This is a genomic window from Streptomyces sp. NPDC005070 (genome assembly GCF_053600395.1).
The window spans coordinates 19,334-29,603 of sequence record NZ_JBSFZS010000100.1 but is presented as its reverse complement, the minus strand read 5'-3'; the positions used below and the strand labels follow the sequence as shown (position 1 = coordinate 29,603).

At 71.3% G+C, this 10,270-nt stretch carries 9 protein-coding genes; 2 read left to right on the top strand and 7 right to left on the bottom strand.

Annotated elements, in window-relative coordinates:
• Window positions 1-175: 175 nt before the first annotated feature.
• The 7 genes from ACWEBX_RS28065 to ACWEBX_RS28035 form a co-directional block, all read right to left on the bottom strand.
• On the bottom strand, window positions 176-1,372 hold the full coding sequence (locus tag ACWEBX_RS28065; protein WP_451887585.1) for a TerD family protein: 1,197 nt from the start codon (window positions 1,370-1,372) through the stop codon (window positions 176-178).
• Between the two features lie 157 nt (window positions 1,373-1,529).
• Window positions 1,530-2,519 carry a zinc-dependent alcohol dehydrogenase family protein gene (locus ACWEBX_RS28060; protein ID WP_451887583.1) on the bottom strand — a complete coding sequence of 330 codons (990 nt, stop codon included), beginning with the start codon at window positions 2,517-2,519 and terminating at the stop codon, window positions 1,530-1,532.
• On the bottom strand, window positions 2,516-3,367 hold the full coding sequence (locus ACWEBX_RS28055) for a carbohydrate ABC transporter permease (protein WP_451887582.1): 852 nt from the start codon (window positions 3,365-3,367) through the stop codon (window positions 2,516-2,518). Before ACWEBX_RS28055 ends, ACWEBX_RS28060 begins: the two co-directional genes overlap by 4 nt.
• Window positions 3,367-4,302, bottom strand: a complete 936-nt coding sequence (locus ACWEBX_RS28050; RefSeq protein WP_451887581.1) for a carbohydrate ABC transporter permease — start codon at window positions 4,300-4,302, stop codon at window positions 3,367-3,369. Before ACWEBX_RS28050 ends, ACWEBX_RS28055 begins: the two co-directional genes overlap by 1 nt.
• Complete coding sequence (locus tag ACWEBX_RS28045) at window positions 4,299-5,669, bottom strand: ABC transporter substrate-binding protein (RefSeq protein ID WP_451887580.1); 1,371 nt, start codon at window positions 5,667-5,669, stop codon at window positions 4,299-4,301. The genes ACWEBX_RS28050 and ACWEBX_RS28045 overlap by 4 nt, the downstream gene beginning before the upstream one ends.
• 159 nt (window positions 5,670-5,828) lie before the next feature.
• On the bottom strand, window positions 5,829-6,599 hold the full coding sequence (locus ACWEBX_RS28040; protein ID WP_451887579.1) for a DeoR/GlpR family DNA-binding transcription regulator: 771 nt from the start codon (window positions 6,597-6,599) through the stop codon (window positions 5,829-5,831).
• A gap of 335 nt (window positions 6,600-6,934) precedes the next feature.
• Window positions 6,935-7,744 carry an NAD-dependent epimerase/dehydratase family protein gene (locus ACWEBX_RS28035; RefSeq protein WP_451887578.1) on the bottom strand — a complete coding sequence of 270 codons (810 nt, stop codon included), beginning with the start codon at window positions 7,742-7,744 and terminating at the stop codon, window positions 6,935-6,937.
• Between the two features lie 285 nt (window positions 7,745-8,029).
• Here ACWEBX_RS28035 and ACWEBX_RS28030 point away from each other — a divergent pair, with 285 nt between their 5' ends.
• Together ACWEBX_RS28030 and ACWEBX_RS28025 are read left to right on the top strand one after the other, a co-directional pair.
• A complete protein-coding gene (locus ACWEBX_RS28030; protein ID WP_451887577.1) occupies window positions 8,030-8,971 on the top strand; it encodes a 5-dehydro-4-deoxyglucarate dehydratase in 942 nt (313 codons plus the stop codon).
• Window positions 8,968-10,146 (top strand): hypothetical protein, encoded by a 1,179-nt coding sequence (locus tag ACWEBX_RS28025; protein WP_451887576.1) that lies wholly within the window; start codon window positions 8,968-8,970, stop codon window positions 10,144-10,146. Before ACWEBX_RS28030 ends, ACWEBX_RS28025 begins: the two co-directional genes overlap by 4 nt.
• Window positions 10,147-10,270: the final 124 nt, after the last annotated feature.

The following is a 10,270-nucleotide window of genomic DNA, read 5'->3' as shown; positions in this document are numbered from 1 at the left end:
TTCCCCCGGTGCATCAGCCCGTCGCCGTTGGGTGAGGGGTGGGCGTCGGTGGCGACGGGCATCGATGTACCGGCACGGCCCCTCGCGCCGGAGTCCGACTGCGCGTGCGTCGTGGTGACCATTCCAGCCCCGGCCGGGGAATGATTCGCCCCCGGCCGTGGGGGTTCGCCGTGGGTCAGAGGGACTCTGCCGCCGGCTTCACCATGCCTCGGACTGTGCGGGACTTGACGAAGTTGCCCATCGCCGTCATGTCCCACTCGCCGGAGAACTGCTTGATCAGCTTGGCCATCATCACGCCCGTCTGGGCCTCGGCGTTGGTGAGGTCGAAGCGGACGAGTTCCTCGCCGCTGGCGGCGTCGATGAGGCGGCAGTAGGCCTTGGCCACCTCGGTGAACTTCTGGCCGGAGAAGGAGTTGACCGTGAAGACCAGGCCGGTGACCTCCTGGGGGAGACGGCCGAGGTCGACGGTGATCACCTCGTCGTCCCCACCGCCCTCGCCCGTGAGGTTGTCGCCGGAGTGCTTGATCGCGCCGTTCACGATGGAGAGCTTGCCGAAGTAGCAACTGTCGATGTGGTTGCGCTGCGGGCCGTACGCGATGACCGAGGCGTCCAAGTCGATGTCCTTGCCGCGGAACGCCGGTTCCCAGCCGAGGCCCATCTGGACCTTGGAGAGCAGCGGCGCGCCGCCCTTGACCAGGGACACCGTCTGGTTCTTCTGGAGGCTGACCCGGCCCTTGTCCAGGTTGATCTTGCCGGTGGCGGCGGGCGGCGCCGGGGGCATGGGCGGGACCGGGGGAGCGGCCGGGGACTGCGGGGCGGAGAGGCGGGGGTCCGCGGCCGGGGGCTGGGCCGCGGGGGCGGGCTGGGCGGCCGGGGCGGGCTCCTCCACGCTCACGCCGAAGTCGGTGGCGATGCCCGCCAGGCCGTTCGCGTAGCCCTGGCCGACCGCGCGGGCCTTCCAGACGCCGTTGCGGAGGTAGATCTCGACGATCACGAGGGCCGTCTCCGAGCCCAGCCGGGGCGGGGTGAAGCTGGCCAGGACCGTGCTGTCGTCCGCGTTGCGGATCGTGGCCGTCGGTTCGATGCCCTGGAACGACTGCCCCGCCGCGTCGGGGCTCGCCGTGACGACGATCTTCTCGATGCCCGGCGGCACCGCGGCCGTGTCGACCGTGATCGCGTCGGGCGCGGTGCCGCCGCCCGACCGGTAGGTGACACCGGGGCCGTTGGGCTGGTTGTAGAAGATGAAGTCGTCGTCGGAGCGCACCTTGCCGTCGGCGGTGAGCAGCAGGCTCGACACGTCGAGCCGCACCGGGGCGGTGACGTCCACCGTCACGCGGGAGACGGGGAGAGGGATGTTCGAGCCGGGCGTCATAGCTGTCATGACTGGGGTAACGAGCGGGGGCGCTTTACCGTTCCCTTACCCAAGGGTGAAGGGTGAAGGTGAAGAGGGGGGAAGGGGAGGCATGGCAGGCATGGCTTTTCGGGGCGGGGCGGGGCCGGGCGGTCGACTGGTTCCGGGTGCATGAGTCTCAGGGCACTACCACGATCTTGCGGCCCACGCCCGAGGCGAACTGTTCCAGTGCCTGGGGGTAGCTCGTCAGGGGGAGGCGGTCGCTGATGAGGACCGACGGGTCGAGGACGCCCGCGGCGAAGAGCTCCGCCGCGCGTTCGAAGCTGTGCAGGACGGCCATCGAACCGGTGATGGTGATCTCCTGGTTGTAGATGCGGTACGGGTCGATGGTGACCCGGGTCGCGTAGTCCGCCACGCCGAACTGGAGGAAGGTCCCCGCCTTCGCCACCCGGTCCAGGCCGTCCTGGATCGCCGCCGCGTTTCCGGTCGCGTCGACGACCACGTCCCAGCCCTGCGAGCGGTCCAGCTCGTCGGCGTTCGCCGCGGCCGCGGAGACGCCGAGCAGCTGGGCGGTGGCCAGCCGTTCGGGGTTCACGTCGACGACGTCCACGCTCGCCGCGCCGGTGCGCTTGGCGAGCTCCAGCATCATCAGGCCCATCGTTCCGGAGCCGTAGACCAGGATGTGGGCGCCGAGCCGGGACCGCAGGACGTCGTAGCCGCGGACGGCGCAGGAGAGCGGTTCGATCAGGGCCGCGTCCTGGGTGGCGACGTGTTCGGGGAGCTTCACACAGTTGGCGACGGGCGCGGTCGCGTACTGGGCGGCGCCGCCCGCGGTGGTCACGCCGATCGCGGCCCACCGCTCGCAGAGGTTGCTGTGGCCCGTACGGCAGTAGCGGCACTCGTGGCAGTACAGGGACGGGTCGACGGCCACCCGGTCGCCGACCGCGAGCTCGGTCACCCGGGTGCCGACGCCGACCACCGTGCCCGCGAACTCGTGACCCGGCACGATCGGCAGCTCGGGCGCGAACTCGCCCTGGAGGATGTGCAGATCGGTGCCGCACAGGCCGCAGGCGGCGACCTCCACCACGACCTCGCGGGGGCCGGGCGTCGGGTCGGGGACCTCGGCCACGACGGCACGGCCCAGGGACTCGATGACTGCGGCCTTCATTTCACGGCTCCGAGAGACAGGCCCTGGACCAGTTTGTCCTGGGCGGCGAACCCCGCGGCGAGCACCGGCAGGGAGACGACGAGCGACGCGGCGCACACCTTCGCGAGGAACAGGCCCTGGCTGGTGATGAATCCGGTCAGGAAGACAGGGGCGGTCCCGGCGACCACACCCGTGAGCACCCGGGCGAACAGCAGCTCGTTCCAGCTGAAGATGAAGCAGATCAGGGCCGTCGCCGCGATGCCGGGGAGGGCTATGGGGGCTACGACCCGGGTGAGGACCGTCGGCAGTCGGGCGCCGTCGATCCGCGCCGCCTCGATCACCGCGACGGGGACCTCGGCGAGGAACGACTGCATCATCCACACCGCGATCGGCAGGTTCATCGAGGTGTAGAGGACGACCAGCAGCCAGATGTTGTCGAGCGTGCCGGTGTTCCTGGCGAAGAGATAGATCGGGAGGAGGCCCGCCACGACCGGCAGCATCTTCGTCGACAGGAAGAAGAACAGGACGTCCGTCCACTTCTTCACCGGACGGATCGAGAGGGCGTACGCCGCCGGGAAGGCCAGCAGCAGGACGAGGAGGGTCGAGGCCACCGACGCGACCGTGGAGTTGACGAGCGCGGGCCAGGGGCTCGCGCCGCCGCCCGTGCCGAAGAACTCCCGGTAGCCGTCGAGGGTCAGGGCCGCGCCGAAGGCCGGCGGGTTCTTCGCCGCGTCCGGTTCGGAGTGGAAGGACGTCAGGGCCATCCACGCGATGGGCAGGAAGAACACGATGCCGAGTGCCCAGGCGGCCAGGCCCAGGCCGGCTCCCCCGGCACGGCGGGGGTGGAGGCGTGTCGTGGTGGTACGCATCAGCGGGACCCCTCCTCGCGGAACAGGGACGACACCACGCGCAGCGCGAAGGTCGCGATGACGATGGAGCCGATGACCACCAGTACGCCCGCGGCGGAGGCGAGGCCGTTCTCGTGGGCCTGGTAGAAGCTCTGGTACACGGTGTAGGGCAGGTTGGCGGTGCCCAGGCCGCCGGAGGTGATAGTGAAGACCGCGTCGAAGTTCTGCACGATGTAGATCGAGCCCAGCAGCGCCCCCAGTTCGAGATAGCGACGCAGGTGGGGGAGGGTGAGATGGCGGAACACCTGCCAGTCGTTCGCGCCGTCCACGCGCGCCGCCTCGATCTGCTGGTGGTCGCGGCTCTGCAGGCCGGCGAGCAGGATCAGCATCATGAACGGCGTCCACTGCCAGACCAGGGACGCCTCGACCGCGAGCAGCGGGGTGTCCGAGATCCAGTCGGGCGCCGGGCCGCCTACGTAGTGCAACAGACCGTTCAGCAGGCCGTATTCGGGGTTGTACAGCACGTGCTTCCACAGCAGGGCCGCGGCGACCGGGACCACCAGGAACGGTGCGATCAGCAGGGTGCGGACGATGCCGCGGCCCCGGAACCGCCGGTCCAGGAGCAGGGCGAGGACCAGGCCGAGGGCGAGACTGACGAGGACCACGGTGACGGTCAGCAGGACCGTCGTCCAGACGGAGTGCCGCAGGCCCGCGTCGGTCAGCACCTCCGTGTAGTTGCCGAAGCCGGTGAAGCGGCGGGCCTTCGGGTAGAGGGCGTTCCAGTCGAAGAACGAGATCACCAGCGTGGCCACGAAGGGCAGTTGGGTCACCGCGATCATGAAGATCAGGGCCGGGAGCAGGGGGCCGCGGGCGGCCCAGGCGCGCAGCCGGGGCGACGGCCGTCCGTGGGTGCGTACGGGGGGAGCGGCCACGCGGGCCGTTGTCGTGGCGGTCATCGGCCCTCGTACTCCTTGGAGATCTTCTCGGCGAGTTCCTGGGACGTGTTCAGGGCCGCGTCGACGGACTGGCGTCCGGCGATGGCCGCGCTGATCTCCTGCGAGACCTTGGTGCCGAGGTCGGTGAACTCGGGGATGCCGACGAACTGGATGCCGGGCGCGGGACGCGGCTGGACGCCGGGGTCACGTGGCCGGGCACCCTCGATGGCCTGGCGGGTCATGTCCTGGAAGGCCGCGGCCTCTTTGACGTAGGCGGCGTTCGTGTACGTCGAAGCGCGTTTGCCCGCGGGGACGTTCGACCAGCCGGCGGTGTCGCCGACCAGTTGCTCGTAGCCCTTGCCGGAGGCCCAGGAGATGAACTTCCAGGCCTTGTCCGGGTTGTGCGAGGCCTTCTGGAGTCCCCACGCCCAGGTGTAGAGCCAGCCGGAGGACCCGGTCTTCTCGACGGGGGCCGGGACGTAGCCGAGCTTTCCCCTGACCGGGGAGTCCTTGGCCTCCAGCAGGCCCGCGGCGGAGGTGGCGTCGTACCACATGGCCGTCTTGCCCTGGGTCATGTTGTTCAGGCACTCGGCGAACCCGGACTGGGCGGCGCCGGACTCGCCGTGCTCGCGGACGAGGTTCACGTAGAACCTGGTGGCCTTCTCGAACTCGGGGGAGTCCAGGCGCGCCTTCCAGTCCTTGTCGAACCAGGTGCCGCCGAAGGTGTTGACCACGGTGGTGAGCGGGGCCATGACCTCGCCCCAGCCGGGCAGACCGCGCAGGCAGATGCCCTTCATACCGGGCTCGGCGCCGTCCGCCTTCGCCGCGAGGCCGGCGACCTGCTGCCAGGTCGGGTGCGCGGGCATCGTCAGGTTCTTCGCGGCGAACACGTCCTTGCGGTACATCAGGAAGGACGACTCGCCGTAGAACGGCTGCCCGTAGAGCTTTCCGTCGGCGGCCGTCAGCGACTGCCGCATGGGTTCGAGGATGTCCCGCTCGTCGTATCCGCTGTCCTGGCGGACGTACGAGTCCATCTCGTGCAGCCAGCCGTTGCGGGCGTAGATCGGTATCTCGTAGTTGGAGAGGGTGGCGACGTCGTACTGTCCCGCCTGGTTGGCGAAGTCCTGGCTGATCTTGTCGCGGACGTCGTTCTCCGGCAGGACGGTGAAGTTCACCTTGATGCCGGTCTCTCGGGTGAAGTGGGCCTTGGTGAGCTTCTGCAGCTCGACCATCTGCGGGTTGTTGACCATCAGGACGTTGATGGAGTTCCCGCCGGAGCCCGACCCGCCCGCTCCGGTCCAGCAGCCGGAGAGGAGCGGGGAGAGCAGCGTCCCTGCGGCGGCCGCGGCGAGCAGTGCGCGCGGCCTCCGCCGGCTCGGGGTTCGCATGGATCACTCCTGGGGATGGGGAGAAACAAGGGAAATGGGGAGATAAGGGGTGAGGTGAGGCGTGGGGTGAGGCGTGGGGGTGCCTCGGGACCGACGTGGACGCAGGGGGCGGGGGGAGAGGGGGTGGTCGGGTCGTCGGGGGCGTGGGCGGCAGGGCTTTCAGACGCGGAGGACCTGGGGGCCCAGCAATGAGTAGCGGTGCGCCTCGGAGGCCGGGAGCAGGGTGCTCGTCACGATCGTCTCCAGGGCGCCGATGCCGGCGAACCGGCAGAAGCTGACGGCGCCGAACTTGGTGTGCACACCGGCGAAGACCGTGCGCCGGGAGGCCCTGATCGCCTGCGCCTTGACCTCGCTGACCGCCGGGTCGGGGGTGGTGAGGCCGTGTTCGCGGGAGATGCCGTTGGCGCCGATGAACGCGAGGTCGATGACGAAGCCGGCGAGCATCTTCGTCGTCCAGTGGTCGACGGTCGCGAGCGTGCCGGGGCGGACCCGGCCGCCGAGCAGCAGGACACTCGTGTTCTCGGCCTCGGCGAGCGCCCCGGCGGTGGCGAGGGAGGCGGTCACCACGGTCAGCGGCCGGTCCCGGGGCAGGGCTTCGGCGATGAGCTGCGGGGTGAACCCCTCGTCGACGAAGACGGTCTCGGCGTCCCGGGCCAACTCGGCCGCGGCGGCGGCGATCCGGCGCTTCTCGGGCACATGGCTCGTGGTGCGGAAGGCGAGCGTCGTCTCGAAACCGGCGCTCTCCACGGGGTAGGCGCCGCCGTGGGTGCGGCGCACCAGCCCGTGATCCTCCAGGGTGCGCAGATCCCGTCGCACGGTCTCCTTCGCGACGCCCAGTTCGACGGCGAGTCCGGTGACCTCGACCGAGCCCGTGCGGCGCGCGGTCCGGACGATCTCGCGCTGCCGCTCCTCCGCCGTCCTGCCCGTCATCGCCGTCACCCGTTCCCTCGCGCACTGTCGCCAACTGCCCGTTCGGACCCTGAGGGGCCCATGAGGGAAGTTCTACAGCGGGTGTCCGTCACTGACCAGGCCTGTTACGGGCCTGATGCTGCCCGGCTGTGCCCGTTCGGCGCCGTGGCCGCCCGCGGCGGACCTGGGGCGGAGCAGGGGGAGCGGGGGGATCGGGCAGGGGCCGTGCCCGAACGCGGGGGCGGGCGGGCCCGTTTCCGGCCCGCCCGCCTCTTGCCGGGCGGTTCCGCTGTCCGCCCGTCCCCGCGCCGGGCGGATTCGCTGTCCGCCCGACGTCCCCGCCTTTTCGGCCGTGGTCAGTACGGCCAGATCGGCGGGTGCGTCGTGAAGTGGCCGCCCAGGTGGGCGTGGTCCGGGTTGGCGGGGTCGAGCTCCCCCTGTTCGGCGATGAGCTTCTCCGCGTACGGCTCGGAGTCGTCGCGCGGTTCGTAGCCGAGGGCCCGCGCCGACGAAAGGTCCCACCACAGACGGGTGTTGGCGGACGAGCCGTAGACGACCGAGTGCCCCACGTCCTTGGCGGTCAGGGCGGCGTGGAAGAGGCGGGCGCCGTCCTCGGGGCTCATCCACACCGAGAGCATGCGCACGCTCGTCGGCTCCGGGAAGCAGGACCCGATGCGCACCGAGACGGTCTCCAGGCCGTGCTTGTCCCAGTAGAGCTGGGCGAGGTCCTCGCCGAACGACTTGGAGAGCCCGTAGAAGGTGTCGGGGCGGCGCGGGGTGTCGACCGGGATCAGGGGGCCGTCGCCCACCGGGCGCGGGGTGAAGCCCACCGCGTGGTTGGAGGAGGCGAAGACGACACGGCGTACGCCTTCCTCGCGCGCCGCCTCGTACAGGTTGTACGTCCCCTCGATGTTGGCCTTGAGGATCTTGTCGAAGGAGGCCTCCAGGGAGATGCCCGCGAGGTGGACGATCGCGTCGACGCCCCGTACCGCCTCGCGCAGCGCCGCCCGGTCGGCGAGGTCCGCGGTGATCGCCTCCGGTTCGCCCGCGACCGGGAGCATGTCGAGCGGGCGCAGCTCGTAGCCGTACGCCGGCAGCAGCCCGCGCATCAGGCTGCCGAGTCCCCCGGCGGCGCCGGTGAGCAGAACGGTGCGGGGAGCGGGCATGGGGGTCTCCTCCGTGCGGGCGGGTGTGCCGGGGCCGGGGTGTCGCGGGGCGGTCGGCGGGGTCCGCCAGTCAGCCGTATCTGTGTATGACATTCACATTCATGGACACGCTAAGGAGCGCTGACGTGCCGCGTCAAGTGTCGCGCGGAGGGGGGAAATCCGCCTTCGAGTTGCGGGTTTGCGTGCTTGACCAGCCCCGAGGCGGCGGCTTAGCGTGGGCGAGTTCAGAGATATGGACATGGATCAGAAACATGCACTCGATGGGCACCTTTTAAGGGAGAGTCCGTGACGTCAGCCCCTCTTGCCGCCCGGCTGAGCATCCCCAGCGGGCCGCTCTTCTTCCCCGTCACCGCGTACGGCCCCGACGGCACCGTCGACCCCGGCGTCTACCGGGAGCATGTCCGGCGCGGTGTCGAGGCGGGCGCGGCGGCGGTCTTCGCGTGCTGCGGCACCGGCGAGTTCCACGCGCTCGTGCCCGAGGAGTTCGAGACCTGTGTACGGGCCGCGGTGGAGGCGGCCGAGGGGCGTGTCCCGGTGGTCGCGGGCGCCGGATACGGAACCGCTCTCGCCGTGCGCTACGCGCGCCTCGCGGAGGCCGCCGGTGCCGACGGGCTGCTCGCCATGCCGCCGTATCTCGTGACGGCCGGGCAGGAGGGGCTGCTCCGCCACTACCGGGAGATCGCCGCCGCCACCTCCCTGGACGTCGTCGTCTATCAGCGCGACAACGCCGTCTTCACCCCCGCGAGTGTGGTCGAACTCGCCCGCACCGAGGGGATCATCGGCTTCAAGGACGGGCTCGGCGACCTGGACCTGATGCAGCGGATCGTCAGCGCCGTACGCAGCGAGGCGCCCGGCGACTTCCTCTACTTCAACGGTCTGCCGACGGCCGAACTGACCGGGCTCGCCTACCGGGGGCTGGGGATCACGCTCTACTCCTCGGCGGTCTTCTGCTTCGCCCCCGAGATCGCGCTGGCCTTCCACCGCGCCCTGAACACCGGGGACGACGCCACGGTGAACCGGCTGCTGGACGGCTTCTACCGGCCCTTCGTCGACCTGCGGGCGCGGGGGCGCGGCTACGCGGTCGCCCTCGTCAAGGCGGGTGTCCGGCTGCGCGGACTGGACGTCGGCGAGGTCCGGCCCCCGCTGCACGAACCGGCCGAGGACCATGTCAAGCAGCTCGCGCAGCTCATCGACCGCGGGTACGCGCTCATCGAGGAGGGCATGTGAGGACGTCCGCGTTCCTCTACCCCTGGGACGTCAACGGGGACCCGGAGGCCGCCGCCAGGACCGCGGCTCTCGGCGTCCGCCAGGTGACGCTCGCGTCCGCCTATCACTCCACGCGCGCGCTGACCCCTCGCCACCCGCGGCACCGGATCGTCACCGCCGCGCACGCCGCCGTGCTCTTTCCCGTGGACGAGGCGCGGTGGCGAGGCCGGGCCCTGCGCCCGTACCCGGCCGGCGACTGGGCGCCCGGTGACGCGTACGGCGAGGCCGCCGCCGCGCTCGCCGGGGCGGGGCTCGACGTCCACACCTGGGTCGTGCTCGCGCACAACTCCCGTATGGGGGAGGAACATCCGGCCACCTCCGTCGTCAACGCCCATGGGGACCGCTATCCCTGGGCCCCCTGCGTCGCCCAGCCCGCCACCCGTGCCTACCTGGCCGACCTCGCGGTGGAGGCCGCGGTCCGGCCCGGTGCCACGGGTACGGAACTGGAGTCGCTCGGCTGGTACGGGCTCGCCCATCTGCACGCCCACGACAAAACCGGCGGGGTGCCGCTCGGGGACGCAGGGCAGTATCTGATGTCCCTGTGTTTCTGCGCCGTGTGCGCGGACGGATACGGCCGACAGGGCCTGGACGCGGAGGAGTTGGCGTCCTTCGTGCGCGGGGCGCTGGAGCCGGTGTGGCGGGGGGAGCCGTCCGGCGGCGGCTGGGCCGGGGTGGAGAAGCTGCTCGGGGCGGGGACCGCGGCGGCCACCCGCGTCTGGCGCGACCAGGTGGCCCGCTCGCTCCAGGAGGAGACGGTCTCGGCGGTCCGTTCCGCCGCGCCGGCCGGGTTCCAGGTGCTGCTGCACGCCGACCCCGTCTCCTTCCACTGCGGCGCCAACGCCGGGGTGGACCCCGGCCACATCCTGTCCGCGGCCGACGGTGTGGTCGTGCCGTGCACCGGAGGCGCGGGCCTGCTGACGCCGTTCGCGGACGCGGTGCGGGCGGGAGCGCGGGGGAGGGTGCTGGCCGCCAACTTCACCGTGGTGTCCGGGATGGGGGGCCGGCCGGACGGTCTGGCGGCCGACGCGGCCCGCGCGGCCGAGCTCGGAGCCACGGAACTGCGGCTGTATCACGCGGGGTTGGCCTCGGACGCCGATCTGGAGGCCGTGCGGCGGGCGTTGGCGGGGCTGGACTAGAGCCAGGCAGACGGGAATTGTCAGACAGGCCCTAGAGGGGGTTTCCGGCTCCTCGGACCTGTCGCGGGACCTCATCGCTCCGCCCCCGCCGCCCCGGACGGGGGCGGTAGGGGGCGGAGCGGGT